The 25,939-nt window shown below is 55.4% G+C and carries 28 protein-coding genes, 1 tRNA gene, 1 pseudogene and 1 riboswitch; of the genes and pseudogenes, 17 read left to right on the top strand and 13 right to left on the bottom strand.

The features are described from left to right. Positions 1–250 precede the first annotated feature (250 nt). The 5 genes and pseudogenes from AC2D8P_RS14385 to AC2D8P_RS14365 all read right to left on the bottom strand — a co-directional run. Positions 251–490, bottom strand: a pseudogene (locus AC2D8P_RS14385) (ATP-binding protein); the annotation flags it as partial. 247 nt (positions 491–737) lie between these two features. Next, on the bottom strand, positions 738–1,232 hold the full coding sequence (locus tag AC2D8P_RS14380) for a hypothetical protein (RefSeq protein ID WP_484703493.1): 495 nt from the start codon (positions 1,230–1,232) through the stop codon (positions 738–740). Beyond that, positions 1,196–2,410, bottom strand: a complete 1,215-nt coding sequence (locus AC2D8P_RS14375; RefSeq protein ID WP_484703492.1) for a hypothetical protein — start codon at positions 2,408–2,410, stop codon at positions 1,196–1,198. Before AC2D8P_RS14375 ends, AC2D8P_RS14380 begins: the two co-directional genes overlap by 37 nt. 493 nt (positions 2,411–2,903) lie before the next feature. Then, positions 2,904–3,113: a hypothetical protein gene (locus tag AC2D8P_RS14370; protein ID WP_484703491.1), complete on the bottom strand. Its 210-nt coding sequence runs from the start codon at positions 3,111–3,113 to the stop codon at positions 2,904–2,906. A 167-nt stretch (positions 3,114–3,280) separates the two neighbouring features. Further along, a complete protein-coding gene (locus tag AC2D8P_RS14365; protein WP_484703490.1) occupies positions 3,281–4,801 on the bottom strand; it encodes a Fic family protein in 1,521 nt (506 codons plus the stop codon). Between the two features lie 231 nt (positions 4,802–5,032). On the opposite strand from AC2D8P_RS14365, the gene AC2D8P_RS14360 reads away from it, so the two are divergent. Genes AC2D8P_RS14360 through AC2D8P_RS14345 form a run of 4 tightly spaced genes read left to right on the top strand, consistent with a single transcriptional unit; the run spans position 5,033 to position 7,868 of the window. Further along, a complete protein-coding gene (locus AC2D8P_RS14360) occupies positions 5,033–5,794 on the top strand; it encodes a DUF4365 domain-containing protein (protein WP_484703489.1) in 762 nt (253 codons plus the stop codon). Continuing rightward, complete coding sequence (locus tag AC2D8P_RS14355) at positions 5,767–6,492, top strand: type IV secretory system conjugative DNA transfer family protein (protein WP_484703488.1); 726 nt, start codon at positions 5,767–5,769, stop codon at positions 6,490–6,492. The genes AC2D8P_RS14360 and AC2D8P_RS14355 overlap by 28 nt, the downstream gene beginning before the upstream one ends. Positions 6,493–6,552: 60 nt before the next feature. Further along, the gene (locus AC2D8P_RS14350) at positions 6,553–6,969 is read left to right on the top strand and encodes a hypothetical protein (RefSeq protein ID WP_484703487.1); all 417 of its coding nucleotides are present in this window, start codon (positions 6,553–6,555) and stop codon (positions 6,967–6,969) included. A 20-nt stretch (positions 6,970–6,989) separates the two neighbouring features. After that, a complete protein-coding gene (locus AC2D8P_RS14345) occupies positions 6,990–7,868 on the top strand; it encodes a replication-relaxation family protein (protein WP_484703486.1) in 879 nt (292 codons plus the stop codon). A 46-nt stretch (positions 7,869–7,914) separates the two neighbouring features. Here the strand turns inward: AC2D8P_RS14345 and AC2D8P_RS14340 are convergent, their stop codons facing one another. Together AC2D8P_RS14340 and AC2D8P_RS14335 are read right to left on the bottom strand one after the other, a co-directional pair. Beyond that, complete coding sequence (locus AC2D8P_RS14340; protein WP_484703485.1) at positions 7,915–8,115, bottom strand: helix-turn-helix transcriptional regulator; 201 nt, start codon at positions 8,113–8,115, stop codon at positions 7,915–7,917. A 221-nt stretch (positions 8,116–8,336) separates the two neighbouring features. Beyond that, positions 8,337–8,412 (bottom strand) — tRNA-Lys (locus AC2D8P_RS14335). A gap of 104 nt (positions 8,413–8,516) precedes the next feature. On the opposite strand from AC2D8P_RS14335, the gene dapF reads away from it, so the two are divergent. The 3 genes from dapF (at position 8,517) to AC2D8P_RS14320 (ending at position 11,415) form a co-directional block, all read left to right on the top strand. Then, entirely contained in the window at positions 8,517–9,356 is an 840-nt protein-coding gene (dapF, locus tag AC2D8P_RS14330; RefSeq protein ID WP_484703499.1) for a diaminopimelate epimerase, read from the top strand. Continuing rightward, complete coding sequence (gene mtaB, locus AC2D8P_RS14325) at positions 9,356–10,612, top strand: tRNA (N(6)-L-threonylcarbamoyladenosine(37)-C(2))-methylthiotransferase MtaB (RefSeq protein ID WP_484703484.1); 1,257 nt, start codon at positions 9,356–9,358, stop codon at positions 10,610–10,612. Before dapF ends, mtaB begins: the two co-directional genes overlap by 1 nt. 101 nt (positions 10,613–10,713) lie before the next feature. Beyond that, positions 10,714–11,415, top strand: a complete 702-nt coding sequence (locus tag AC2D8P_RS14320; protein ID WP_484703483.1) for a hypothetical protein — start codon at positions 10,714–10,716, stop codon at positions 11,413–11,415. 19 nt (positions 11,416–11,434) lie between these two features. On the opposite strand, the gene AC2D8P_RS14315 is transcribed toward AC2D8P_RS14320, so the two are convergent. Beyond that, on the bottom strand, positions 11,435–12,382 hold the full coding sequence (locus AC2D8P_RS14315; protein ID WP_484703481.1) for a homocysteine S-methyltransferase family protein: 948 nt from the start codon (positions 12,380–12,382) through the stop codon (positions 11,435–11,437). A 242-nt stretch (positions 12,383–12,624) separates the two neighbouring features. On the opposite strand from AC2D8P_RS14315, the gene AC2D8P_RS14310 reads away from it, so the two are divergent. After that, on the top strand, positions 12,625–13,254 hold the full coding sequence (locus AC2D8P_RS14310; RefSeq protein ID WP_484703480.1) for a glutathione S-transferase: 630 nt from the start codon (positions 12,625–12,627) through the stop codon (positions 13,252–13,254). Between the two features lie 91 nt (positions 13,255–13,345). On the opposite strand, the gene AC2D8P_RS14305 is transcribed toward AC2D8P_RS14310, so the two are convergent. Next, positions 13,346–13,780 (bottom strand): 6,7-dimethyl-8-ribityllumazine synthase, encoded by a 435-nt coding sequence (locus tag AC2D8P_RS14305; RefSeq protein ID WP_484703479.1) that lies wholly within the window; start codon positions 13,778–13,780, stop codon positions 13,346–13,348. Between the two features lie 65 nt (positions 13,781–13,845). Continuing rightward, positions 13,846–13,991: riboswitch (FMN riboswitch) on the bottom strand. Between the two features lie 124 nt (positions 13,992–14,115). Between AC2D8P_RS14305 and AC2D8P_RS14300 the strand changes: the two genes are divergently transcribed. Both AC2D8P_RS14300 and AC2D8P_RS14295 read left to right on the top strand, forming a co-directional pair. After that, a complete protein-coding gene (locus AC2D8P_RS14300; RefSeq protein ID WP_484703478.1) occupies positions 14,116–14,397 on the top strand; it encodes a hypothetical protein in 282 nt (93 codons plus the stop codon). Then, positions 14,398–15,006, top strand: a complete 609-nt coding sequence (locus AC2D8P_RS14295) for a glutathione S-transferase (RefSeq protein ID WP_484703477.1) — start codon at positions 14,398–14,400, stop codon at positions 15,004–15,006. It abuts the gene before it with no gap. A gap of 1 nt (position 15,007) precedes the next feature. Here AC2D8P_RS14295 and AC2D8P_RS14290 read toward each other — a convergent pair whose 3' ends face one another. Continuing rightward, positions 15,008–15,460, bottom strand: a complete 453-nt coding sequence (locus tag AC2D8P_RS14290) for a hypothetical protein (RefSeq protein WP_484703476.1) — start codon at positions 15,458–15,460, stop codon at positions 15,008–15,010. A gap of 611 nt (positions 15,461–16,071) precedes the next feature. Here AC2D8P_RS14290 and petA point away from each other — a divergent pair. The 5 genes from petA (at position 16,072) to aroC (ending at position 20,776) form a co-directional block, all read left to right on the top strand. After that, the gene (gene petA / locus AC2D8P_RS14285) at positions 16,072–16,632 is read left to right on the top strand and encodes a ubiquinol-cytochrome c reductase iron-sulfur subunit (protein WP_484703475.1); all 561 of its coding nucleotides are present in this window, start codon (positions 16,072–16,074) and stop codon (positions 16,630–16,632) included. An 11-nt stretch (positions 16,633–16,643) separates the two neighbouring features. Further along, positions 16,644–17,966, top strand: a complete 1,323-nt coding sequence (petB, locus tag AC2D8P_RS14280; RefSeq protein ID WP_484703473.1) for a cytochrome b — start codon at positions 16,644–16,646, stop codon at positions 17,964–17,966. Between the two features lie 14 nt (positions 17,967–17,980). Beyond that, positions 17,981–18,772 carry a cytochrome c1 gene (locus AC2D8P_RS14275; RefSeq protein WP_484703472.1) on the top strand — a complete coding sequence of 264 codons (792 nt, stop codon included), beginning with the start codon at positions 17,981–17,983 and terminating at the stop codon, positions 18,770–18,772. Positions 18,773–18,943: 171 nt separating this feature from the next. Continuing rightward, entirely contained in the window at positions 18,944–19,582 is a 639-nt protein-coding gene (locus tag AC2D8P_RS14270) for a hypothetical protein (RefSeq protein WP_484703471.1), read from the top strand. A gap of 93 nt (positions 19,583–19,675) precedes the next feature. Continuing rightward, positions 19,676–20,776 (top strand): chorismate synthase, encoded by a 1,101-nt coding sequence (gene aroC / locus AC2D8P_RS14265; RefSeq protein ID WP_484703470.1) that lies wholly within the window; start codon positions 19,676–19,678, stop codon positions 20,774–20,776. A gap of 64 nt (positions 20,777–20,840) precedes the next feature. Here aroC and AC2D8P_RS14260 read toward each other — a convergent pair whose 3' ends face one another. Continuing rightward, positions 20,841–21,713 (bottom strand): DMT family transporter, encoded by an 873-nt coding sequence (locus AC2D8P_RS14260; protein ID WP_484703469.1) that lies wholly within the window; start codon positions 21,711–21,713, stop codon positions 20,841–20,843. Positions 21,714–21,862: 149 nt separating this feature from the next. On the opposite strand from AC2D8P_RS14260, the gene AC2D8P_RS14255 reads away from it, so the two are divergent. After that, the gene (locus AC2D8P_RS14255) at positions 21,863–22,648 is read left to right on the top strand and encodes a phosphodiesterase (RefSeq protein ID WP_484703467.1); all 786 of its coding nucleotides are present in this window, start codon (positions 21,863–21,865) and stop codon (positions 22,646–22,648) included. Between the two features lie 26 nt (positions 22,649–22,674). On the opposite strand, the gene AC2D8P_RS14250 is transcribed toward AC2D8P_RS14255, so the two are convergent. Next, entirely contained in the window at positions 22,675–24,045 is a 1,371-nt protein-coding gene (locus AC2D8P_RS14250; RefSeq protein ID WP_484703466.1) for an FAD-binding oxidoreductase, read from the bottom strand. A gap of 592 nt (positions 24,046–24,637) precedes the next feature. On the opposite strand from AC2D8P_RS14250, the gene AC2D8P_RS14245 reads away from it, so the two are divergent. Beyond that, on the top strand, positions 24,638–25,528 hold the full coding sequence (locus AC2D8P_RS14245) for a LysR substrate-binding domain-containing protein (RefSeq protein ID WP_484703465.1): 891 nt from the start codon (positions 24,638–24,640) through the stop codon (positions 25,526–25,528). Between the two features lie 52 nt (positions 25,529–25,580). On the opposite strand, the gene AC2D8P_RS14240 is transcribed toward AC2D8P_RS14245, so the two are convergent. Beyond that, complete coding sequence (locus AC2D8P_RS14240) at positions 25,581–25,868, bottom strand: HU family DNA-binding protein (RefSeq protein WP_484703464.1); 288 nt, start codon at positions 25,866–25,868, stop codon at positions 25,581–25,583. Positions 25,869–25,939 lie beyond the last annotated feature (71 nt).

The raw sequence follows: 25,939 nt of genomic DNA, 5'->3' as shown, positions 1-25,939 counted from the left end.
CGGATACCTTTAAAGCCAATCAAATCAATGATATCTGGTTCTTTTTTCCACGGTTAATTTTTTTACCGTACTGATCCAACGCATCGTATTAGTCAATGCGCACTATCTGCGATGTCAACGGCGGCGTAAAAACCAGCCGCTGGGGCTGAGCAAAAGTAGTCCAGTTGGGGGTGCGCGCGTAGGGGCGTGCGCCCCTCATACAACAGGCACGTTCCAAGGCGCATTGGCCGCCGGGCCAATCACGTGAAGATCATTTTCCGGATTTTGCGAGGCGGGCGCGACTCTGGTGAAGGTGATAGCTTTCGCCGTTCATTTCCAGGATGTTCATATGATGGGTCAGCCGGTCCAACAGCGCTCCTGTGAGACGTTCTGTGCCCAAGGTATCAGTCCATTCTTCGATCCGCAGATTGCTGGTGATCAGGGTGGAATTCCGCTCGTAGCGCTGCGAGATCAGCTCGACGAGCAATTCAGCGCCGGTTTTGCTCAGCGGCCGCGCATCTCGCTGGCGATCCCCTGCGGGAAGCTGTGGAGCTATTTGCGGGCAAAATCGACAAGCTGCGCGAAAAGAATTGAAAATATTCTTTGAAATGGATGGCCCGACTGGGCTGGATACAGCCAGACAGTTTTGATAGCCGAGGGGTCTTTAACCAAAAACACGCAATTCAGATTGTTTCACTTGTCCAGACGCAGGATCAGGAACGATGAAAGCCGAACCAGAAGGCTCGGCTTCCCTTAACTCAATGACGACGCTCAGGCGATGATGAAGATATCCATTGCGGCAATATCCGTATCGAACGACGCAATGACCGTTGCTGCACCTGCGCCACTTCCATCGGCATCGAACAATAGTTGATCGGCTGCGTTGAATATGAAGTAGTCATCTGCATCCAGCGCTGCTTCGCCTGCAACGAAGTTGTTGCTTGAAAGCGCGCCGGGGGACAAGGCAAGCCGACGAAGAAGTCGCCATCCAGAATTTCGTCGTCTCCGCCAAGGCCGTCGATATCTTCATTCACCTCTTCGCCATAGGCGGTGATCTTCATGGTGGCCTTTTTCGACCCGCCGCCAACTTGAATCACGTCGAATTTCGCCGCGCCCACACCAAATGTGTCGCTAAACTGGATGTTTGATTCAATGTCTGCCTCGTTTTGATCGAGGTTGGGGACTGTCAATCCTTCAGTCGAATTCTCGACAAAGGTCAGGAAAATGCCATCGGGGTCTTCTCCCGGCTGCAAGGCGACAAATGACTGGCTGTTTGACCCCCAAACACCTGGTCCTTCCCTAGGGCCTTGGAGGAGTTAATTGAATCCGCGCCGGCATCGCTCAGGCTTTCGCCCGCGCTTTCATCTGGGGGATTGCGACCGGTCGCGACCACGCTTCGTGAAAAGAGCCCGGAATCCGGAGTGGCATTCAGTTCGGTAAAGGTAATGAACAGGTTTTGCCCGGACGGGGATTCATTGGCGTCAAATTGCAGGCTGTCCTGTGCTTCGACCTTTATAACGTTGTCCATAATCCCAACTTGGTTGTCAGGGTTGTCAGGGTTGTCAGGGTTGTCAATGTCTTCAATTTTTTCAGGAATGTTCGCGATCGGCAGCACCTGCACTGTCCAGAACCGGACATCGAGCGTATCTGTCGTCCCGGATACGTCTTCATTCAGGTCTTGCTCCATATAAAAGACGACGGCGAGGTCTTGCGGGACACCGAATTCATCAACCGTGTATCCGACCAGAATGTTCGGGTTTTCATCATCCAGCCACAAATGAATTTCCGCGCCACCTGTTGCGATCAGAGTGCTGTCAATTCCGTTGGCGGTGGTTCCGTCGAACACATTAAAAGTGCCGAAATCGCTGGTGAAATTTAAAAGTGTTAGATTTTCTCCGCTCAGGCTCAAAACTTTTGTCGCGTCAAACGCTTGCGGGTCGTCCAGAACCAAAGGGACATCATCGGTTGCGGCGAAACCCAGATCATTATCGCCAATCTCAATACCGATTTCGCTTCGGATGTTAATATGACCGTCACTATCTATATATGCGTGAACGCCGGTGAGGGCCGTCGTCGCAGGGTCATTTATCAAAGCGACCAGTGCAACGGCGCTGGTTTCTGTATATTCGAAACCATCAATGGTGATGGAGGGCATCGCGAGCAATGTTGCGTCTTCGGTGCCATCTGCAGTAACCATGTCAAATTTACTGAGTGCGACATCAATGATATCGTCATCGAAATCTGCCCCAAATTCATCGGTTAGCCAGTCAGAAAGATCCGTTGGCACAAATGATGCAGAGATATCGTTATCATCATTGTCTTCGCCGGAAACAGGGTCGGGCGGAAGGCCGTTTTGCAATCCGAAGCTTTCATCAATTACAAGAAGATCGCCAAAAATGTCCGTGTCGTCAATTATCTCGACCATATCCAATACCCCCTTAAGCCAGCTGCGCCGAGGAGGCAGATGAGTGCCAGTCGGCGTAGTTGATGTATGCGCTCAACAGGATTTGGGTATGTTGTGCTTGGATCCTTAAACGGATCTGGCTTATCACCGCTTTTTTCAATGCGGATATAGGCCTAATGAAAATCAAACATCATACGCCACCAAAAAGGGTGACTGCCTGTATAGTTAATACATTTCAAACAACCGGCAAAATCGGCATAAAATTTGCTTAAACGTACAGCTGTTTGGGTTGTGTATTCCTTTCCCACCACGAGACACGAACGTGCCTCAGAGATAATTTTTCTCTGTGTTCAAGAAAAAGTAAAGAAAATTCAACAATAATGAGGATATTTTCGCTTTTGCGAAGAGCATTAAACAATAAAACAATCACTGATTGATAATATCCACAACTTGACCGCTGATACATAAACAAGAGTGGGTCAAATCTCGGTGAAAATACCGGGTCAGTTCTCAACGGAAATCAACAGGCGACGTCCAGTCTCAGTTCTACGTTCGGGAAAATCAGTTTCGTAGTGGAGAGACGACCAGCCTTTTTATAGTCGAGAACTTGTTCGTAGGCCTCAGTGACGTAGTAATCGGTGACCGCAACGGCTTCGATGGCAGGTGTTGCAGCTTCGAGTGCGGATATGTAATCCTCCCATGCCGACGGGCCCTTGAATTGATTGTTCATGACAGTACCCGGCGCGTGTATATGAGGCTCCCATCGACGCCATTGTGAACCACGACCTGTCATTTTTTAAATCCCCCTCTGTTCAGGCATTCTCCGGTCGCTAGGACCCAGGGTTGAGCAGGTCCGTTCGGGCCGTGGGTCAATTTTTTGATTGCATGTATGACAAATCATTTTACAACCCCTGTTGCCGCGAGAAAGTTAGCGAAAGGCCGGATGTCGCCTTGAACGCTGGCGGCCTCCAGTGCTGCCATATAGTCAGATCTCTGTTCGACCCGGATCACTGTCCAGGGATGACCGGCCGCTGCCATCATGACATTCATGAGAAAGCGCGCAATGCGACCGTTGCCATCCAAGAACGGATGGATGAACACGAAAATGAAGTGTCCTAGCACAATCCGCACTGCCGGATCTTGCTCCGCTTTGAGCAGATCAAAAAACACCGGCATACAGTCGCGAACAGCTTCGGGACTCATCGGCACATGCTGGGATTGCCGAATGTAGACAGGTGATGATCGGTAGCCTGCCAGTTGGGAGGCCTTCAAGATACCGGCCGTCACGGATGGTGCGAAAAGGTTGCGATACCAGTCACTCAGATCTTGCTCGACAACTTCGTCGGCATCGGCACCTTCCAGCACCCTTCGGATACTCTCCTTGACCTGCTGAAATGCTTCCCAATAGCCCCGTGCCGCCAGCGCGTCCTTTAGTGCGCGGTCTTCTTCATTGTCTTCTGGGTTCCACGTTCCTGAACGAACTTTTTCGATCAGCTCCGGGGATACGCGATAGCCTTCGATGGACAGCGAGTGATAGGCGTCCGTGACATAGATGTCGTCGATCTGTTTTAGATATGCCTCGATGTCGTTGGCGATGGGCTGTGCTTTTGAAAACAGCTTAATGACGTCACCACGCATGGTTTCCCATTTCAACCGGATACGGTGCACATGTGGAGACGTAATCCGTCCTGCATTGGCGACAGTTATGGATTGCTCAAATGGATTGATTTCACGCACTTCGTGAGAGGCGGCCTTCATCGCCGACAGGATTTCATCTGCGATTTTCTCCGAACCAATACTCCGGAACGCGCCGACCAGGCGACCTGCTGCACGTGTGTGCCCGCCGTCTAAAAGCCTGCCAAGCAAGCGTGAAGCATCTGGTATAACCGCCAGAATGGTGCGGGCCTCTGTAGGGTGATTTCGAAAAAAAACCTCTGGAACCTGGATTAGTGCATCTTCAACCGAAAACAGCCTTAACCCGTCTGAAATCCGCAGCGTATCGCCGGAAGCAATCGAAGCACGCGTTTCAAAGAGCGATGTGTTGTGCGGGAGATCGGTCTTCGAGTTTCCAGCTTTGGGTGCCCTCACCAGTAGTTGCGCTGGTACTGTCGTGTCACCGGCTTGAAGAACGAGAGACTGTTCAGGCGACAATGACCAGTCTTCACCAAACCGATCCGAAAGATATTGCGCACAAAAGCCCCAGTAGGATGCGTACCATGCGGTGCTTTCACCTGCGTTTTCGTCCGGTCTGGAGGGGATGTACCACCCCCGCATGACTTCCTTCAGGAAACCAGACTTCATCAACCGCTCTCGGTGTGTGCGAGAAAGGTCTTTCGATCGTATGGCGACCACGCTTTTTGCTTGTAGTGTCTCTAGCTCTTCCAACGAGCTTGCGAGCTTCTCTGCAGCACTCGCCATGCCACCTCTCCGTTCAGTCGGGTTTTAGGTTTTAATGCTGTACATGTCTTAGGTTTGTGTGTCGAGCAATTTTTAGGTTTTGAAGTCGTTCACTTATTAGGTTAAGGCGTCGATCAAAAGTTAGGTTTAGGCGCATACCGCGGTTTCAGCGCTCAAAAAACCAAACGCAAAGATCGCAGGGAAATGCTAAAGAGTGTGGGATTTGTTTCCGTAATGTTCTATTAAGCCTACATGTCAAAGAGGATCACAGATAGTCAACTGATAGGTAAGATCGGGGAGTCGGTTGCCAAGACACGATTCCTGAACATCGGATTTCAGTTCGATGGGCGTTCGCGCCTGGAAGCGGGCATCGACGGCATCGCCGAAGTCATGGATGACGGAACACCGCTAGCGAAAATGATCGTGGTTCAGGTCAAGGCAACCGACAAGGCTCGATACTCCAACGAGGACGACAACGGCTTCACATATCTGCTGAGAACTGAGGATCTACGCTATTGGCGCAACTCTAACTTGCCGGTCATCCTTGTCCTATATCGCCGGTCAGATGAGACCTACTATTGGAAGGAGATCCCGAACGCATTCAGCGTCGAAGAGCGTAAGCTTGTCTTCGACAAGGAGGTCGACGTCCTCAACCATGAGGCAGCGGACAGCATCGCCCAACTCACCGTGCCTAAAGCAGGCCATGGCTACTACGTACCACCACTGGGTGGTGGTGAAGACGCCCTGGTCAATATGCTACCCATAAAGCTACCACCCGAAATCTATGCCGCTTCCACGCCCCACACCTCGAAGCAGGCCATGGCAATCCTGTTCGATGGGGACGAAACCCCGCGCTTTGATTGGGTCATCAAGGGGCGAACCTGTTGTTTTTCACCGGGCAATCTGCAACGCTTCGTGACAATTCATTCCGCCATCCGAAATTGCTTCTCTGTCCCAACTCACCGCCAATCCGCTCTGACAATTCGATGCGCCACGACAAGTCCGTCATTGTGATCGACAGCCAGGGAGATTTGATCAACACGATCCTGAAGGCAAAGACCTTACCACCGGAACGCATTGTCCTGATCGATCCCGAGGATATCGGCTTTCCGGTCAGTCTGAATCTCTTCTCGGTCGGCCAAGAGCGCTTGGAACGCTATGACGATCTGGAGCGCGAACGGCTGACCAACTCCATCATTGAGCTTTATGATTTTGTGCTTGGATCGCTCTTGTCTGCTGGCATGACCGCCAAGCAGAGCGTTGTTTTCCGGTATGTCACCCGACTGATGTTCCATATCCCGGATGCGACGATCCACACGCTTCGAGAATTGATGGAACCGGGCGGCACCGATAAATATCGCGCACATATTGAGAAGCTCGAAGGCACACCTCGGCGTTTCTTTGAAACCGAATTCAACAGCAAGGAATTTACCAACACCAAGACCCAGGTGCTGCGCCGTCTCTACGGCGTGCTTGAGAACCAGACCTTTGAGCGGATGTTCACGAACCCGCAATCGAAGTTCGACATGTTCACCGAGATGAACGCGGGCAAGCTCATCCTGATCAACACGTCGAAGAGTTTGCTGAAAGAACAAGGCACCGAAATCTTTGGGCGGTTCTTTATCGCACTTATCGCCCAGGCTGCTCAGGAGCGTGCCACATTGCCGGATTACGACCGGCTGCCGGTGATGGTCTATGTCGATGAGGCATAGGATTATTTTGACCAAAACATTGGCGTCATTCTCAGCCAGGCCCGAAAATTCAAGGTCGGCATGATCATGGCGCACCAATACCTGGGCCAGCTCTCAATCGGGCTCCAGGAGTCGTTTGAAGCCAATACATCGATCAAGCTGGCCGGGGGCGTCTCTGCCCGCGATGCGCGCGCTCTGGCGGGGCAAATGGCCTCCAGTCCAGAGAAGATCCAGCAACACCCCAAAGGCACCTTCGCCACCTATGTGCGCGGCCTCACCCAGAACGCGGTTCCGATCAGTTTTCCGTTCTTTGTTCTGGAAAACCTACCCAAAGCCTCAAAGGACGAGATTACCGACATCCGCGAACACAGCCGAAAAACCTACGCTGAGCCATTGCGGAACAAGGTTGACCATACTGAACCAGCAGAGAACGGAGAGCCTCAAAAACCTGATGAAAAACAGGAGGATGACCCAACATCCCGTTCTCCTGAGCTCTAGGTCCTGCTAACCTGTCATACATGACGAAGACAGACACGCTTGGCAGATCAACATTCCATCACATGGCGCCTCAAATAGGCGTCAGGCCGACGAATCGTGAGATCCGCTGGCTCAAGCACATTGAGCGCCATGGCCCGCAATCGTCGCAGTACCTCTTTGAACTGACCCGCAACACGCATCGCTGCAAGGACACCGCGTTGCGGCAGATGCAGAAACTGCGTGCGGGTGGTTTCCTGCGATTGCCTCAACAGCAGCGGGCGGCCGAGCATGCGGATTTTAATCCTTATGTCTATGATCTGACCAAAGTTGCGAAAGATCACCTGTTTGATCTGGGACTGTCAGAACCGACTGTTCGTCCGACCGGCCATTGGTGGCACAGCTTTTTGACATCTTGCGTAACGAGTTCGATCGACATCGCGGCGGCACGACATGGTGTTCGCTACATCCCGGCACACATCATCCTTGCAAAACGGGGGGCATCTTTAGAGGTGCCGATGGAGCGTGGCGGGCTGAACCCTGATCAGCTTTTTGCATTGGATTATGGCGGCAGTTTTCGTGCATTCATGCTTGAGGTTGATCGAGGCACAGAGCCCGTACATTCAACAGCGGCCCGCAAAAGCCTTCGCCGATCAGCACAACAATACGCGGATGTCATCGAGAAGTCTCTGTTCAACACGCACTACGGCCTGATGGCCAACACGCTCTCATTGTGGGTTTTTACCAGCCGCACGCGTCAGTCAGAATTCTTGCAGCTGTTGAATCCCTGTTCTGAACGTGTTCGACAGTCTGTGTTAACAAAAGCAGTCGACCCGCTCAGTCTCGTTTCCAACATCGATAATTCGCTGTTTGAAGAACAATGGCAGCGCTGCGGCGTCTCGCCGTTCAAGATTTGTAGCTGAACCTATAAGTGGGTGACCGGAGTATGCACCTCCGGCCACCTGGCTCCTATGCAGGAGTGTCGGGTGGGTTTTCCCGATTGGCCAACCTTTGTTCAAGCCAGTTCAGAACTTCGGCTTCAACCCATCCCACCCTGTTCGGGCCCAGCTGTACCCTTCTTGGGAATTGGCCTGCCTTTTCCAGACGTGCGACATGTTGCGGCGAATACAAAACCAGCTCCTTCAGCTGACGCTTCGATAAGATCCTCATCACGATCTCTCCTCATTTGAGGAGCATCGCGATGCCCCAGGTTACGACAATACCTAGGCCCGGCGAGCGTATCAGCGGCGGAGATTCGAAACGAGTCGCAAACTCAGCTGAACATTGCGGAACACAGCGTGTCGCCTGAAAACGACGCGAATGATGCGACTAAAAAGAGACTAGAATGGGCCTAAGCCCATATTTAACGTCTTCTAAGTAATTGAAAACAGTGGTGAGCCGTGCAGGATTCGAACCTGCGACCCACTGATTAAAAGTCAGTTGCTCTACCAACTGAGCTAACGGCCCACATGAGGCGCCTACTTAGAAAAGCGTACCCCCCGGGTCAAGGGCGAAAAGGTGGATTAATGCGGGCACTGGTCAGATTTTTCTCTCTCCCCTATATGAAGCGGATGGATTCGACGTTGAACACCTCAAACGGGCTGCCGTTTCGCAAGATGCACGGGCTTGGCAATGACTTTGTCATTGTCGATGGGCGTGGGGCTGCGCGAGAGTTGTCCGATTCCCTGGTGCGCGCGATCGGGCACCGGCATTTTGGCGTCGGCTTTGATCAGCTGGCTTTGCTGCTGCCGTCAGACAGCGCCGATGTCGATGTGATCTTTTACAACTCCGATGGGTCGACCTCTGGGGCTTGCGGTAATGCCAGCCGCTGTATCGCCCGGTTGTTGATCGAAGAGAGCGGTCGCGACGCTGTCACCATGCGCACCGCACGGGGGCTGTTGCCGGCCATTCGCACGCCAGAGGGGGAGATCAGCGTCAATATGGGCCTGCCGCAATTGGACTGGCGGGATGTGCCCTTGGCGCGCGAAATGGATACGCTGGAACTGCCGATAGAGGGCGCACCGTCGGCCACCGGCATGGGCAATCCGCATTGCACGTTTATTGTCGAGGATGCAGAGGCGGTGGATCTGGCGGCCTTTGGCCCAACCATCGAACATCACCCGCTCTATCCCGAACGGACCAATGTGCAGGTCGCGCACATTGTCGGCCCGGATCACATCCGCATGCGGGTGTGGGAACGGGGTGTGGGGATCACGCTGGCCTCTGGGTCATCGTCTTGCGCCACGGCTGTCACAGCGGCGCGTCGGGGCCTGACCGGGCGCCGTGTGCGGGTGGATCTGGATGGCGGGTCGCTGACCATTGATTGGCGCGACGATGGGGTTTGGATGACGGGTGCTGCGACTTATGTCTTTGACGGTGTCCTGACCGCAGAGTTTTTAAGAGGCACCTGATGTCCGCCCCCAAATTCACCACATTGGGTTGCCGCCTGAACGCCTATGAAACCGAGGCGATGAAAGAGCTCGCCGCCGGGGCAGGGGTTGAAAACGCCGTCGTGGTCAACACCTGCGCTGTCACGGCAGAGGCCGTGCGCAAGGGCAAGCAGGAAATCCGCAAGCTGCGCCGGGACAATCCCGGGGCTAAGCTGATCGTCACCGGATGCGCCGCCCAGACGGACCCCGAAGCGTATAACCAGATGGCAGAGGTTGATCTGGTCATAGGCAACACCGAAAAAATGCAGGCGGGTACCTGGAAGGCCATGGGCCCGGATTTTATTGGCCAGACGGAGCGCGTGCAGGTCGATGACATCATGTCGGTCACGGAAACCGCGGGCCATCTGATTGATGGCTTTGGCACCCGATCACGCGCCTATGTTCAGGTCCAAAACGGGTGCGATCACCGCTGTACATTCTGCATCATCCCCTATGGCCGCGGCAATTCCCGGTCGGTCCCTGCGGGCGTCGTGGTGGATCAGATCAAGCGGCTGGTGGATCGTGGCTATAACGAGGTCGTCCTGACTGGCGTCGACCTCACCAGCTGGGGCGCGGACCTACCCGCGCAGCCGAAACTGGGCGATCTGGTCATGCGGATTTTGAAACTGGTGCCAGATCTGCCGCGCCTGCGGATCAGTTCCATCGACTCCATCGAGGTGGATGAAAACCTGATGCAGGCCATCGCAACTGAATCCCGGCTGATGCCGCATCTGCACCTGTCGCTGCAAGCCGGCGACGATATGATCCTGAAACGGATGAGGCGCCGCCATCTGCGCGATGACGCGATCCGGTTCTGCGAAGAGGCGCGCAAACTGCGCCCCGACATGACCTATGGCGCGGACATCATCGCGGGCTTCCCAACAGAGACAGAGGTGATGTTCGAAAACTCGCTAAAACTGGTGCAGGACTGCGACCTGACCTGGCTGCATGTCTTCCCCTATTCGAAACGCGACGGCACCCCCGCCGCCAAAATCCCCAATCAGGTCAACGGCAATGACATCAAATCCCGCGCCGCCCGCTTGCGCGCCGCTGGCGATGCCCAGGTCACCAAACACCTGACCGCCCAGATCGGGCGTACGCATAATATCCTGATGGAAAACCCCCGCATGGGTCGGACCGAACAGTTCACCGAGGTGACGTTCAATGCCGATCAGGTGGAAAGCACGATTGTCCGGGCCGAAGTCACAGGGATTGCGAGCGAACGGCTGGTAGTGTGACCCACCCAACGCACGAAAATCGAAATCGGGACTGATGTCCATAGATCGGATTAGGTATATTTCCCATTGATCTCAGCCCCATCCACGTGCTGACTCCCTTTATGTTTGTCGGGACCATCAGTCGGTTTATCAATGCCCTTTTTGTCGTTGTGGTGATCTCCATGGCGATTCCGGGGTCTCATCGGGCGGCCTTTCCCAGTGCATTCGGCTTGATAGAGATTGCCCCGCGTATCTGGTCGGATGCGCCCCACAATGCCGCAACCTATCGCGCATTGGTGGCAAATGCGCGCCGGAACGTGGCGGCGTATTTCGGCACGGCCAACAATCCGGTCATCATCCTGTGTTCGACCAAAACCTGTGCCCGCCGGTTCGGCATTGGTGGCAATGGGGCTGCTATTGGTCCCTTTGCGGTGTTGGTCAGTCCTGGCGGCTTAACACTGGGCACCCTGACGCATGAGCTGACACATTCCAGGTTGCACCACTCCATGGGCCTCAGGAACCTGATCCGTCAGCCCTTTCCCACCTGGTTTGATGAGGGGCTCGCCACCCATGTGGCCGATCATCCGAAATGGAACGGCCCGGTCACAGACACCGCCCGCGCCCGGGTGCGCCGGGTGCTCAGATTCTGGGATTGGGATGACATCTATCGCGCAATTGGGGCCGGGCTGGCCTATCGCGCTGCCGCGGCAGAGGTCGCGGCGATAGAGCGCCACGCCGGTCGCAGTGGAGTGCTGGAACTGATCACGCGTGCCGAACAGGGGGAGGATTTTGATACGGTTTTGGCCCAGATCATGGCCCGCTGACGTTTAACCGGCCGAAGGATTACCCATATCCACGCAAGGCGTTCACATTCGCGGCGATCTCCCCCAGATGCCGCTCATCAGTGCCGCAACACCCGCCCAGAATATCGGCCCGCGGGAACATCTGAGCGACGCCTCCCATTTGCTGGCCCAGTTCCACCGGATCGCCGTCTTCCAGATGGCCGAGTTTGCACAGGGCAAGCTTATCCATTCGGACCGCGTTAGGGCGGACATAGCGCAGACGATCCAGCCAAGGCCCCGCATCAGCCAGCGCCGGTTCAAACTCCAACGGATGCGAACAATTGGTGCCAAACCAGGTCGCCGCGCCATTGGTTTTGTCGTTAATCGTCTCCACCGCCTCGCGCAGGCTCGGCCCAGACCGCAAACGACCCTCATTGGTCAGGGTCAGGCTGACACCAATTGGAATCCCGATTGCGGTCGCAGCCCGGACCACACCAACGGCCTCGGGAATATTGTTGAAAGTCACCGCAATGGCCATGTCAGCTGGCGTCTTTGTCAGCGTCGTCAATTGGACGGAGTGATAATCTTCGGCCTCTTCTTCGGTGATGCCCACACCGGTGCCATAGGCATCCCCGCGCGGGCCGATGCATCCGGCGATATAGGCATCCGAGACGCGGCCTTCATATTCGCGCCGTATACCATCCAGAAAGGCGATGGTGCGCATTTGCATGTCCACCAAACCCTCTGGCGAATAACCCAGCTTTGCCCCCCAATCGGGGCTTGCCCTGTAGTCGTGGCCAAGGATCAGTATTCCGGTTCCGTGCCGTTCCGCGACATCAAAGCATCGACGGGAAATATCCTCAATAATCGGGTGCGCCTTGGGATCATCCAGCAAGGGGAACATCGCGAATTCCGGAAGTTCAAAACCCCATTTGTATAGAATTTCGGTCTCTACACCGCCTTCGGTGATGTAAAATTTGTTTTCAAGTCTCGGTGGAAAATCCTGCATGTGGCCCCCTGTCGGTCTCACCTGACAGGTTAGCATAATTGTTAACACTCCGTGAATACGCAGCCCGGATGGGGCAGCGGATGCGTGCCAACCACCCGCCCTCATGGGCCGACCACCGCACGCCCGGTTCAGGCCACCATAGCCCGATTTCACGCCGCCGTGATACCGACAAAATACCGACGTGCTGCAGCACCGGTTTTCTGGTCTATTCCGGTCATTAACCTTTGATTCGCGTGGGCTTTATGACCCTTCCCATTCTCTATTCCTTTCGTCGTTGCCCCTATGCCATCCGCGCCCGTCTTGGCGTGGCCAGTGCCGGGGTGAAGGTGGAGTTGAGAGAGGTCATCCTGCGCGACAAGGCCCCCGAATTTCTGGCCACGTCCCCCACAGCCACTGTCCCCTGCCTGAAGGCGGGCGATCTGGTGCTGGATGAAAGCTTTGACATCATGCTTTGGGCGTTGGATCAACACGATCCAGAGGGATGGCTGAACATGCCTGCCCTTGGCTTTGATCTGGTTGCGGAAAAAGACGGGCCGTTTAAAACCGCGCTTGATCGGTATAAATACTCGGTGCGCCACAAGGATGTGGATATCGAGGTTGAACGCCACAAGGCAGGATTATTTTTGCATAAAATCAACAAGATGATGGAAGGTCGCGCCTATTTGTTCAGCGATCACCCCTGCTTTGCCGACATGGCGATCTTGCCGTTCGTCCGGCAATTCGCCCATGTCGATTTGGATTGGTTCACCGCCCAGCCCTGGCCCGAACTGGCCCGGTGGTTGGTGGCTTTCAAAGCCTCCGACCGTTTCACCTCGATCATGACCAAATACCCCCGCTGGTATGCCGGCGATCCGGTCACGACCTTCCCCTGACCCCTTCCTTTCGCCCGAAATACCTTGGGGTGTTTGAGGGGCAACGCCCCTCATTTCACCGAATGGAATGCGCCGCAGGCGCGCTGTCAGATCACGCCGCCAGCGCCGCGCGCGTTTTGCCGATCATCAACGCTGCTCGGGCAGCCTCGCGCCCCTTCTCAACGAAATGTTCACGATAGATCGTATTATGGTGCTGGGTCTCTTGATACTGGTGTGGGGTTAGCGAGACCGACAAAACCGGCACGCCGGTGTCCATTGCCGCGCGCATCAGCCCGTCCACCACGGCCTGGGCCACAAAATCATGGCGGTAAATACCACCATCCACGACGAAGGCCGCAGCAGTCACAGCGCTGTAGCGCCCTGATGCGGCCAGATCGCGGGCCAGCAAGGGCATTTCAAACGCGCCGGGCACGTCAAAGATATCGATCTGGTCTGCTGGGATCAGTTCCTGAAATCCGACCAAGGCCTGATCAACAATATCAGCATGCCAACTGGCCTTGATAAAAGCGTAACGGGTGTGTGTCATCGTAATCTCCTTTGGTATCGACACGTCACCCAAGGCGATTACGGGCGGTCACGGATTTCCGTGCCGCTCGTCCTCTTTCATCCGGACTGTAACCGTCGGCTCTGGCCTCTCACCAGATCTGCTGACCCCTTGAAACCAAGGGCGCTCGCGGGCTCGTGGGGCTGACCCACATACCGCCGGTGGGGAATCTCACCCCGCCCTGAGAACGCCGGCACCCTGCACCAAGTCGAGATTTCGGGCAAGATAAATTCAGCCTGTTCGTTATGGATCCAGAGATCAAAGTGGACCGGTGCCCAATTCGCCCCTACATGTTGATCAACACAGGAGGAACGGACATGGCTTTACCAATCCTGCCGATTGCCGGCATTGCGATGCGCTACGGCGCTGTGGCGCTGGCCGGATATGCGGTGATGCGGCAGATTTCTCCGGGCCGCCGGGATCAGCGGGCAGAAGATGCGCTGGACGATGTGGAGGAGGGCCTGACCCTTCGCAGGGATGCAGGCCAAGTCAACACCACATCGCATTTCCACCGGGTGATCCGGGTGGGGACCAATGGCCCGGGCATAGAGGTTGATTTGACCACGCTTGGCCGTCTGCGCATTCGAAAGGTCAAGTGAATGAAGCTTCATTTCAGCCCAACCTCGCCCTATGTGCGCAAAGTCATGATATTGCTTCATGAATCGGGTCAACTGGATGATGTAGAATTGATCCCGACAACGGGGACACCACTGACCCCATCTGACGGTTACGTCGCGCAGAACCCTTTGACCAAAGTGCCTGCGCTGCAACGGCCCGATGGCTGCACGCTTTATGACAGCCGGGTGATCTGCCGCTATCTGGATGATCGGGTCGGGACAGGGCTTTACGGGCAGGGTAGTTCACTGTGGGAGGTACTGACGCTGGAGGCGACGGCGGAGGGGATGCTCGATGCGGCGCTTCTGATGGTCTATGAAGCTCGTCTGCGACCGGCAGGGGCACAATCGGCAGATTGGATAGATGGGCAGTGGCGCAAGATCGATCAGGCGCTTGCGGCGTTAGAAGATCGCTGGATGTCCCATCTGAATGCACCCTTGAATATGGGGCAAATTGCTGTGGCCTGTGCGCTTGGATATCTGGATTTGCGCCATGCGGATCGCGACTGGCGCAGTCGAGCCCCCCAGATCGGCGACTGGTTTGCCGGGTTCAGCAAACGCCAATCTTTTCAGGACACGCAACCAACGGGTTAAACTACGCCGGCGTGAAGCTTTCACGGGCTTCGCAATACCAATTGTCGAGAAAGCGATAATCTGTTGGTTTTGCCTCGTTCAGATAGCAGCGCAGCTCCAGTTTGTTTTCACGACGGCTGAGGCGCATGACCGGGCGCTGCCATTCCAGCAGTTCGCAGGCATCTTCGATAATGGCATTGAACCACGGCTCGGCCTCGACCGGGCTACAATAACGGCCGCAAAAATCATTGATCCAACCCATGACGCTGGTGATCAGCAACTCTTCTTTGCCCATCAGGTGGGCGACAAAAATGGATTTGGCGATCAGTTCAACCGCATAGCGGCGCGACTGGCCGAGCATGTGCCCCGCATCCAACTGCACCACAGAAGTCGAGATCTCGATCTTCTTCGAAAGACTGGACTGTTTTTCGAAGGATAACTGAGGAAGGCCCTGTGGCAGCGGGGCGGTTTGCATCTGGTGTAGTTGAGTGGCAGACATTTCAAAGTCTTTCAAAGTGTGTGTGAGCCGAAATAATCGGTGTCTGCCTAAGGAATATCTTACATTTGTCATTAATAAGGCGGGCCGGTCCCGACCGTCACAAATCCGCCTTATTTATCCTTTTGATTCTCGTTTGAAAAAATCTAAGCAGTTGAATATATGAAATATATTTCACTTAGTGCATGGCTTCCTATTCTGGCCACAATACAATTTTAGCTCCCGCTTTCCTCTGCGTAAGCAGATCAGTTCTGCCTTTTGGCACCGGGCGCGGTTTCCAAATTGTGCCTAAATTTAGCAAAACTTGCGGATACTGGTTACAAATCGTCAACAATAAGGCGGGAAAGCGATTCGCACATTGGCACAAGATTCGAGGCAACCTGTCTTTTCGTATCAGTTTCGGTCAAATGACCCCGCGGAACGCGATGTTGGGTGGTATTCTCGTGTCAATGGTGCATTTTTAGGGCTGCGCCCGATTGTCCGCTGGACGCGGGCGTTCGGGCCCGCTAATAACCCGCCCGGGAAGGCTCGTCTATTGACGCGGCCCTGTAGTCGTATTTGGCAACCGCCAACAAAGGGAGAAACTGTCCGTGTCCCACGCAGAAGATCACGAAGGCACCCGTAGGGATTTCCTATATTATGCAACGGCTGGCGCCGGTGCAGTCACCGCCGGGGCCGCTGTCTGGCCGCTGGTCGATCAAATGAACGCCAGTGCAGATGTGCGCGCTTTGGCCTCGATCCGGGTTGATATCTCCGGTATTGCCGAAGGCACTCAGCTGACGGTCAAATGGCAGGGCAAGCCGGTCTTTATCCGCCACCGCACCGCCGATGAGATCGCCGAGGCGCGTTCTGTTGAGATGGGCGAGCTGATCGACCCGATCGACCGGAATGACAACAAACCCGGTCTGGACGCCACTGACGAAAACCGTTCGCTGGATGCCGAAGGCAAATGGCTGGTGATGTTGGGCCTATGTACGCATCTGGGCTGCGTGCCGTTGGGCGATGGCGCTGGTGATTTCCATGGTTGGTTCTGCCCCTGCCACGGCTCGCATTACGACACCGCTGGACGTATCCGCAAAGGACCTGCGCCGCAAAATTTGCCGGTGCCTATTGCCTCTTTTGTCGACGAAACAACGATTCAGCTGGGTTAAGGGAGACGCAGATGTCCGGAATTCCGCACGATCACTACGAACCCAAGACGGGTATCGAAAAATGGCTGCACTCCCGCCTGCCGGTTGTTGGCCTCTTGTATGACACATTGATGATCCCCACGCCCAAGAACCTGAACTGGATGTGGATCTGGGGCATCGTCCTGACCTTTTGTCTGGGTCTGCAAATCATCACCGGGATCGTTCTGGTGATGCATTACACCCCGCATGTCGACTTGGCCTTTGCCTCGATCGAACACATTATGCGTGACGTTAATGGCGGTCATATGATCCGCTATTTCCACATGAACGGCGCATCGCTGTTCTTTGTGGCGGTTTATGCCCACATGTTCCGCGGCCTGTATTACGGGTCTTACAAGGCCCCACGTGAGGTCACCTGGATCATCGGAATGCTGATCTATCTGATGATGATGGGCACCGCCTTTATGGGTTACGTTCTGCCTTGGGGGCAGATGTCCTTCCACGGTACTGCGGTTATCACCGGCCTCTTTGGCGCGATCCCGGGTATCGGCGAAGCAATACAGGGCTGGCTCTTGGGGGCATCTGCTGTGGGTCAGCCGGCGCTGAACCGCTTCTTCAGCCTGCATTACCTGCTGCCATTTGTTATCGCAGGTCTGGTTATGGTTCACATCTGGGCCTTCCACACCACCGGCAACAACAACCCGACCGGGGTTGAGGTGCGTCGCGGGTCAAAAGCCGAAGCTGAAAAAGACACCGTCCCGTTCTGGCCCTACTACGTCATCAAAGACGTGTTTGCGCTGGCGGTTATTCTGGTTGTCTTCATGGCGATCGTTGGCTTTATGCCGAACTATCTGGGCCACCCAGATAACTATATCGAGGCGAACGCCCTGGTCACCCCGGCGCATATCGTACCTGAATGGTATTTCCTGCCGTTCTACGCGATCCTGCGCGCCTTTACCGCCGATGTGTGGGCTGTTCAGTTGGTCAGCTTTGTCACCGGCGGCATCGTAGACGCCAAGTTTTTCGGGGTGCTGGCCATGTTCGGTGCGATTGCTGTGATGGCGCTGGCACCATGGCTGGATACTTCCAGCGTGCGTTCCGGTCGTTACCGCCCGATGTTCAAATGGTGGTTTGCGCTGCTGGTCATCGACTTCTTCGTGCTGATGTGGGTTGGTGCCCGTCCGGCCGAATTCCCCTATGACTGGATTTCGCTGATCGCATCTGCCTACTGGTTCGCCTATTTCCTGATCATCCTGCCTCTGCTGGGTGTGATCGAAAAACCGCTGGCCACGCCGGATACAATCGAAGCTGACTTCAACGCCCATTATGGCGCGTCTGAAACACCTGCCGAATAAGAGGGACACTGACAATGATCAAACAACTCGCGATCACCGCAGTTACCGCCCTTGGCCTGTCGGCAGGGGGTGCCATCGCCGCCGGCGGTGGGGAACAGCATATCGAGGACTTCGCCTTTTCTTTCGAGGGGCCGTTTGGCACCTACGATCAGGCGCAGTTGCAGCGCGGCTTTCAGATCTACACCGAGGTCTGCTCTGCCTGCCACGGTCTGCAATACCTGTATTTCCGCAATATCGCGGATGAGGGAGGGCTGGGTTATACCGAAGAGCAGGCCCGCGCCTATGCAGCGCAGTTTGAGGTTTTCGATCCGGAACTGGATGATTTCCGTGCTGCGACCCCGGCAGACAAGTTCCCGGCAAACACTGCCGCTGGCGCCCCTGATCTGACCCTGATGGCAAAAGCACGTGCCGGTTTCCACGGCCCGGCTGGTCTGGGGATCAACCAGATCGTCAAAGGCATGGGTGGCGCTGAATATATCGCCTCTCTGCTGGCTGGTTATACCGGCAAGGAAAAAACCGAGGCAGGTGCCACGCTTTATGAAAACACCGCCTTCCCAGGCGGCTGGATTTCCATGGCACCGCCGCTGTCAGATGAGCTGGTTGAGTTTGCTGACGGTCATGCAAACGACCTGCATCACCTCTCTGAGGATGTTTCGGCCTTCCTGATGTGGACGGCAGAACCCAAGATGATGGCACGTAAGCAGGCCGGTTTGCTGGGCGTAGTCTTTCTGACCATATTGTCTGTGTTGCTCTATCTGACCAACAAGCGGATCTGGGCAGGCATCAAAGGCAAAAAGCACGCGTAACAGCGCTTTTCACGCCGAAATCACCTGAACACTGCATGAAACCCCGTCCGATGACGGGGTTTTTTGCTTTGGCTCACGCTGAAATGACAGGCTGAAACCTAGGATTGATCATCCGTACACAGACAAAGGGATGACAATATGCGACACTCAACCAGAGTTTCAGGAGGCGCCATGCGCTGGATGAACCACAACACACGCAGGTTGGCGGCGCTGGCCGTTTATGCTGCCCTTCTGGTGGGCGGCATGATGTTGGCCCGCGCCTTCGGCATGACGGCAGAGGAAGAACTGCGCGCCAGTCATGTGATGGGCCCGGTGGTGTTGATGGTTTTGGGGGCATTCCTCCTTTTGTCGGCCTTGCCGTTTGTCCCAGGAGTAGAGATCGGGGTCGGGCTTTTACTGGTCTTTGGCGGTAAGATCGCGATGGGGGTCTATCTGTCTATGGTGTTAGCGCTGCTGATAGCCTACGGGGTCGGGCGTTTTGTGCCTGTGCAGGTCTGTTCTGCGGCCTTCAGCTATCTCGGATTTCACAAGGCACGAGGGCTGGTCGAAGATTTGTCGCAACTCACACGCCAAGACCGACTGACATATCTGACGCAACATGCGCCCAACCGCTTGCTGCCATTCATGCTGCGCCATCGTTATCTTGGGCTAATGCTGATCCTGAATATGCCCGGAAACGCCCTGATAGGCGGGGCTGGGGGCATTGGGTTGGCGGCCGGCATGTCGGGACTGTACAACCCGTTGGCCTATCTGGCCGCGATTTTGGTGGCTGTGGCCCCGGTTCCGATCTTCTGTATTTTGTGGATGTAGGGCGACACGGCCTGATTGCGATTGCGCAACTGTGATTCCGTACTTGAGCGATCCGCTCCCGCCCGGTAGACCGCTGGGAAAGGAGCATCGCCCATGTCGATCAACACATTCGGACATCTTTTCCGCGTCACCACCTGGGGCGAAAGCCATGGGCCTGCTTTAGGTGCGACGGTTGACGGTTGCCCGCCAGAGGTGCCGGTGGACGAGGCCATGCTCCAGCAGTGGCTGGACAAACGCAAACCGGGGCAGAACAAGCACACGACCCAGCGTCGTGAACCCGATGCCGTGAAAATCCTGTCTGGCGTGTTCGAGGGCAAGACGACGGGAACGCCGGTTCAGCTGATGATCGAGAACACCGATCAGCGATCAAAGGATTATGGCGACATCGCCAATACCTTTCGCCCCGGCCATGCCGACATCACCTATCATCTGAAATACGGCAATCGCGATTATCGCGGCGGCGGGCGATCCTCTGCCCGGGAAACGGCGGCCCGTGTGGCGGCAGGTGGTCTGGCGCGCGAGGCAATCAAGGCCATCGCGCCCGGTGTCGAGATCAAGGGCTACATGGTTCAGATGGGGGAAAAGCACATCAATCGCAGCCACTTTGACTGGGATCAGATTGATCAGAACCCGTTTTGGGTGCCCGATGCGGGCTGTGTGGGCGAATGGGAAACCTATCTGGATGGGGTCCGCAAGGGGCACAATTCTGTCGGGGCTGCTGTGGAAATTGTTGCCCGCAATGTGCCCGCCGGGATTGGCGCGCCGGTCTATGGCAAGCTCGATACGGATCTGGCTGCGGCGATGATGTCGATCAACGCTGTGAAGGGTGTCGAGATTGGCGAGGGCATGGCCGCAGCGGGTTTGAGCGGCACAGATAATGCGGATGAGATCTTCATGGGCCCCAACGGGCCCGAATACAGTTCGAACCATGCAGGCGGCATTCTGGGCGGTATTTCCACGGGCCAGGATATTGTCGTGCGTTTTGCCGTGAAACCGACGTCGTCGATCCTGACGCCGCGCCAATCGATCCGCAAGGATGGCTCCCCCATCGAAGTGATCACCAAAGGCCGCCACGACCCGTGCGTCGGTATCCGCGCGGTTCCCGTGGGGGAGGCGATGATGGCCTGTGTGATCCTTGACCACCTGCTTTTGCATCGTGGGCAGGTGGGTGAAAACCGGGGAAAGATCGGATAGGGCAGGGTGCGTGCAAGCGTCCCACGCCTCCGGCGGGAGTATTTGTGCCAAAAAGAAAAGGCGGTTAACGTCTTTGGGCTTTGGATATCTGAACAGCGAGAATGCCAAAAGCCACGATTGTGACGCCTAAGATATCGCGCGCGCCCAGTGTTTCCCCCAACAGGACGGCGGCAACAGCGACCCCAAGAAACGGATTGAGGAAGTGAAAGGTGGCGGCCCGTGTCGCCCCGATCCGGTTAACCAGCGTGAACCAGACCCAGGTGGCGGCAAGGCCGGGCACCAGCGTCGTGTAGGCAAATGCGCCTGCCAATCGCCAGCTCCAGTTGACCTGCCAGGTTTCGAACCCGAGCGCGGCAATGGCCAATGCGCCACTGCCGACCAGCATCTGCAGCCCAACCACCATCAGGATATTCCCGCCAGAAGAGGCAGAGCGTGCTGATAATGTGGCAATGGACAGTGCAAAGGCCCCCAGAACACACAGACCGACGCCCAAAAGGCTGACATCGGCCTGCCCTAACCGGGCGCTCATGATCAATGCAACTCCGGCAAAGCCTGCGACCAGTCCGGCAGTGCCAAGGGCGGGCAGGCGTTCACGAAACAGAACCCACCCGGCAAAGGCCACCAATAGCGGCATTGTCGAGGCGATGATCGCGGCCAGCGATGCCTCTACCCATTGCATGGCGATGAAATTCAGGCCGAGATAAAGCGCGTTCTGGCACAGGCCAAAGACAATCGTTGCCTTTCTTTGCCCAGGCGTCAGGCGCCAGCTTTGCCCCAGGGCCCGCGCGATGCCAATTGCGATCAGGCCGGAAATCAGAAACCGGATCGCCAGCGCCGTCATTGGCGGGGCATCCATCACGATCATACGGGCAGAGGTGAAGGCCGATGACCACATGAAGGCAAAGGCGAGCCCCATAAAAATCGCACGAATATCCATGAAACCCGTTACTGCCAATCCCGTTTAAGTTCTGCCCCAATGGCTTCGCAAAAAGACAGACACTGAAATCCACATTTCAACAACATAAATATTGCGAGAAATCGGAAAACCTGCATCGATGCACTAAGAAAATAGCAAAGGGCAGTCGTGTGAAAATCATCCAGATTTCTGACATTCACCTGATCACACCGGGCGGGTTGCTTTATGGAAACGACCCGGAGCAACGCTTTGCTGCCTGTCTGGAGGATATTCTCCGCTGGCAATCAGATGCGGAATTTCTGGTGATTACCGGTGATCTGGCGGATGCCGGAGAACCTGTCGCATATGATCTGCTGCGCCGGATGACGGCGGCGTGCCCCATGCCGGTGCATCTGATGATGGGAAATCATGACATCCGCGAAAACCTGTGCGCGGCCTTTCCCGATCTCACCCGTGATCCCAATGGGTTTGTTCAGTGCCGTTTGGAAACGGATCAGGGCGTGATGTTATTTCTGGACACGACCAAGGATGGCATCGATGCGCACGAGGGCGAATATTGCCCTGCGCGCCGCGCGTGGCTGGCCGAACAGTTGCTACAGGCAGGTGACACACCCACCTACCTTTTCATGCATCATCCCCCGTTTCAGGTCGGCATGCCGGTGGTAGACGACATTCAACTATGGGAGCCCGAGGCCTTTGGCGAGGTGCTGCGCGAAGGGCGCAACATCCGCCATGTCTTCTTTGGCCATATCCACAAAACGGTTTACACCAACTGGCGCGGCATTCCCTTTACCAGCCTACCCAGCCTTAACCACCAAAATCCACTGGTGCCTGAAAGCGTACCGGTAGAACTAAGTGATGAGCCGCCGTCCTACGCTGTCATCACGATCACCAACGACCAGATCACCGTTGTCGAAGAGCCGTTCATGTCACGCGGTCCGATGCCCGCGGACTAGCGCTAGTGTGACCATACGGATCTCGCCTACGGTGCGATGTTCTGGTTTATCCTGAACAGATTGTCCGGGTCATATTGGCGTTTGATGCTGACCAGCCGGTTATAGTTGCCGCCATAATTGTCCTGAACGCGGACGGAATCGTCATCGTCCATGAAGTTGATATAACCCCCCGCCTCCGAATGCGGGGCCAGCGCGTCCGAATAGTCACGCACCCATTTGGTGTTGGCTGCGTCTTGAGCCGGGTCATCGGACGCTGCAATTATCACCATTGAAAAATTGGCATCCCGGTGGCCAAAGGCCGTGGCATCCGCGGCCACGTCATGACAGACTCCGTTGATTGGATAGAGATGCATGGTCGAACTGACGGTGGGCGCATTTGGCCCATGTCGGACATGTTCTGCAATGGCCTCATCCGTCAGATCTTTGACGAAGTTGCCTTTCCAGTATTGGCGGATTCCCGGTGGGAACAGGGCATCAAAGGCGCCATTTATGGCCGGGTAGGGCAATGGGCCAACCATTTCTGCCTTCACCTCTGCCACATCGTGGAACGCTTTGAACTGCTTTTCACCCTCTGCCGGATCACCGGACCAGCAGGCCACAATGGCCGCAAACATATCGCCATGTCGATCTTCGGGGATGAAAGGCAAAGGTGGCGCAATCTGGAAGGCAGGGAAGCCTCCCATCTCGGGCGGGGCATTTGCAATGAATTCCCGATAGAATTTGAAAATGTTTTCCGTTTCCTCGATTTCATAGAACATCGGCCCCCAATAGACGGTCTCTATCGGGTGGAGCTTATATTCCAGAGATGTACAGACACCAAAGTTCCCACCGCCGCCGCGGATGGCCCAGAACAGATCAGCATTTTCATTTTCACTGGCAACCAGAATGCTGCCATCTGCGGTCACCACATCGGCAGAGATCAGATTGTCCAGCGATAATCCGCATCCGCGGGTCAGATAGCCAATACCGCCGCCCAATGTCAGGCCCGCAATCCCGGTGGTGGAAATCACACCGCCTGTCGTGGCCAGACCATAGGCATGAGTGGCCGCGTTAAAATCACCCCAGGTGGTGCCCCCCTCGGCGCGGGCGGTTCTGGCGGCCGGATCAACACGCACGCCGCGCATTTTTGACATGTCGATGACAACACCGCCGTCATTGGTGCCAAATCCAGGCCCGCTGTGGCCACCACCGCGGACCGAAAGATCCAAACCGTTGTCGCGGGCAAAGTGGATCGTGGTTGCCACGTCACCGGCATTCATCACCCTGACAACTACGGCGGGCTTTCTGTCGATCATGCCATTATGAACGGAACGGGCATCCTCGTAATCTGCGTCACCTTCGACAATCACGTCGCCGCGGACCAGATCATTCAATTCACTCGGTGTTTTCGTAGTCATCTTATCCCCCTAAATAACGTTCGCGCCCGCGATACCAATCGCGGGGACGTTGTAGTGCCGACGAGAAAACGATCGGACACAGACGGGAAAACAGAAAGATCGATAAGCATACACGCCGACTCAGCGGTCTGCGTCCTCTCGTTGATCATAACATATTTGGACGGATCGCAGAAAATGGCGGGAGATTTGGGTAAGATTGACCCAGTTAGACCTTGGTCGATCAATCTGGTTACTTGCTGACGCGACGGTCGCCAACGTAGGCGACGCTGAGTTTTTTCTTGGATAAGCCGAAGTAATTTTCGGCTTATCCGGCGGTATTTCTCATCTGATAAATCTTTTCAGCTCCTCAAAAACCCGGTCAGTCGAACTGTTCTGCCTGCGAATATGGCGGCATTTCAAATCAAGGTGGGAGGCTGCATTCCTTGTGTGGTTCCACCGGTCTTGGCGGGATGCGATTCTGAGCGTGGAAGAAAGAACACCTAACATTTTATGTTTCCTTTTCTTAATCAAGTTATCCGATACTTGAATATTTCGGTTATTTGGTGTGAAAATCAATTCAATATGAATTTCAATATGAAAGATGTACTTACATATGTCGCTTTGGAAACTGCCATCGCTATCAGCACTTCGCGCCTTTGAGGCCGCCGCCAGGCATCAAAGCTACAGCAGGGCTGCAGAGGAAATGAACGTCACCCATGCCGCCATCGGGCAACATGTGCGCTGTTTGGAGGCAGAGTTTTCCCAGACGCTGATGATCCGGCAAGGGCGCGGTGTGGTGTTGACCCCGGCTGGTGCCAGATTGGCAGAAAGTTTACGGCAGGGTTTTTCCACCATCGCCGATGGGGTGGATACCTTACGCGCCGAGGTTGAGACACGACCCATAAATCTCAGCACGACGCCCGCCTTCGCGTCAAATTGGCTCATGCCGAGAATGGGGGAATTTTGGGCTCAACATCCTGACATTGAAATCAGCATCAGCCCGAACATCGATGTTGTGGATTTGAAATCCGGGGGCTTTGATATGGCGATCCGCTATGGGGATGGGCACTGGCCGGGGTTGGAGGTTGAGCTTTTGACCGATGGGGATTTCTGGATAGTTGGTCCCCCTGCATTGGTATCAGCGGTCGAAATAGAGTCAGTTCGTGAAATTGAGGACATGACCTGGGTCTTGGAAACGCACATGCTGGAACGCCGTGTTATGCTTGAACATGTGGGGATCAAACTGGAAAATTTGACCCTGCGCCTGCTCAACACCAATGCGTTGGTTCTGGCAGCGGTAAAATCAGGTTTGGGCGTTACCGTGCAGCCGCGATCTGTTGTCGAACAGTTGGTCGATGCCGGAGAGTTGGCTTTCGTCACAGACCTTGGCCACCATGAGCTGGGGTATAACATGGTCACTTTGCCCGGTCGAAACCCGCCTGGTGTGTCAATCTTCAAGAAATGGCTGCGACAGCAGGCGGCGTCTCAAAGCGGTCGGAAATAAAAAAGGACCGCGGTTAAGCGGCCCTTTCCGAATTCTTGCGATCTGGCGCGGATCAGCCGTTGACGCTGTCTTTCAGTGCCTTGGCGATGGTCATTTTCACGACTTTGTCCGCCTCTTTCTTGATCTGCTCGCCGGTGGCCGGGTTGCGGACCATACGCTCCGGGCGTTCACGGCAGTAGATTTTGCCAACGCCGGGCAGGGTGACTGCGCCACCGCCGGATACTTCGCGGGTGATGATGCTGATGACAGCGTCCAAAGCGCCTGCTGCGGATTTCTTATCAGACCCCATTTCATCGGCCAGAGCAGCCACAAGCTGTGTCTTGGTCATAGGTTTTGCCATTTGTATGTCTCCTCAGATTTGCCCTGTTGTTGGGGCGTTATTGGCCGCATTAAACTGTATATGGTGGGACG

It is taken from the genome of Roseovarius sp. YIN77 (genome assembly GCF_057219155.1).
The sequence above is the reverse complement of the archived record's forward strand: the minus strand, read 5'-3'. Positions and strand labels throughout refer to the sequence as shown.

Coding starts and splice junctions, on each gene's coding strand:
- AC2D8P_RS14370 (WP_484703491.1), bottom strand. CDS start 3,113: ATGAACAATCAATTCAAGGGCCCGTCGGCATGGGAGGATTACATATCC.
- AC2D8P_RS14365 (WP_484703490.1), bottom strand. CDS start 4,801: ATGGCGAGTGCTGCAGAGAAGCTCGCAAGCTCGTTGGAAGAGCTAGAG.
- AC2D8P_RS14360 (WP_484703489.1), top strand. CDS start 5,033: ATGTCAAAGAGGATCACAGATAGTCAACTGATAGGTAAGATCGGGGAG.
- AC2D8P_RS14355 (WP_484703488.1), top strand. CDS start 5,767: ATGCGCCACGACAAGTCCGTCATTGTGATCGACAGCCAGGGAGATTTG.
- AC2D8P_RS14350 (WP_484703487.1), top strand. CDS start 6,553: ATGATCATGGCGCACCAATACCTGGGCCAGCTCTCAATCGGGCTCCAG.
- AC2D8P_RS14345 (WP_484703486.1), top strand. CDS start 6,990: ATGACGAAGACAGACACGCTTGGCAGATCAACATTCCATCACATGGCG.
- AC2D8P_RS14340 (WP_484703485.1), bottom strand. CDS start 8,115: ATGAGGATCTTATCGAAGCGTCAGCTGAAGGAGCTGGTTTTGTATTCG.
- dapF (WP_484703499.1), top strand. CDS start 8,517: ATGGATTCGACGTTGAACACCTCAAACGGGCTGCCGTTTCGCAAGATG.
- mtaB (WP_484703484.1), top strand. CDS start 9,356: ATGTCCGCCCCCAAATTCACCACATTGGGTTGCCGCCTGAACGCCTAT.
- AC2D8P_RS14320 (WP_484703483.1), top strand. CDS start 10,714: ATGTTTGTCGGGACCATCAGTCGGTTTATCAATGCCCTTTTTGTCGTT.
- AC2D8P_RS14315 (WP_484703481.1), bottom strand. CDS start 12,382: ATGCAGGATTTTCCACCGAGACTTGAAAACAAATTTTACATCACCGAA.
- AC2D8P_RS14310 (WP_484703480.1), top strand. CDS start 12,625: ATGACCCTTCCCATTCTCTATTCCTTTCGTCGTTGCCCCTATGCCATC.
- AC2D8P_RS14305 (WP_484703479.1), bottom strand. CDS start 13,780: ATGACACACACCCGTTACGCTTTTATCAAGGCCAGTTGGCATGCTGAT.
- AC2D8P_RS14300 (WP_484703478.1), top strand. CDS start 14,116: ATGGCTTTACCAATCCTGCCGATTGCCGGCATTGCGATGCGCTACGGC.
- AC2D8P_RS14295 (WP_484703477.1), top strand. CDS start 14,398: ATGAAGCTTCATTTCAGCCCAACCTCGCCCTATGTGCGCAAAGTCATG.
- AC2D8P_RS14290 (WP_484703476.1), bottom strand. CDS start 15,460: ATGCAAACCGCCCCGCTGCCACAGGGCCTTCCTCAGTTATCCTTCGAA.
- petB (WP_484703473.1), top strand. CDS start 16,644: ATGTCCGGAATTCCGCACGATCACTACGAACCCAAGACGGGTATCGAA.
- AC2D8P_RS14275 (WP_484703472.1), top strand. CDS start 17,981: ATGATCAAACAACTCGCGATCACCGCAGTTACCGCCCTTGGCCTGTCG.
- AC2D8P_RS14270 (WP_484703471.1), top strand. CDS start 18,944: ATGCGCTGGATGAACCACAACACACGCAGGTTGGCGGCGCTGGCCGTT.
- aroC (WP_484703470.1), top strand. CDS start 19,676: ATGTCGATCAACACATTCGGACATCTTTTCCGCGTCACCACCTGGGGC.
- AC2D8P_RS14260 (WP_484703469.1), bottom strand. CDS start 21,713: ATGGATATTCGTGCGATTTTTATGGGGCTCGCCTTTGCCTTCATGTGG.
- AC2D8P_RS14250 (WP_484703466.1), bottom strand. CDS start 24,045: ATGACTACGAAAACACCGAGTGAATTGAATGATCTGGTCCGCGGCGAC.
- AC2D8P_RS14245 (WP_484703465.1), top strand. CDS start 24,638: ATGTCGCTTTGGAAACTGCCATCGCTATCAGCACTTCGCGCCTTTGAG.
- AC2D8P_RS14240 (WP_484703464.1), bottom strand. CDS start 25,868: ATGGCAAAACCTATGACCAAGACACAGCTTGTGGCTGCTCTGGCCGAT.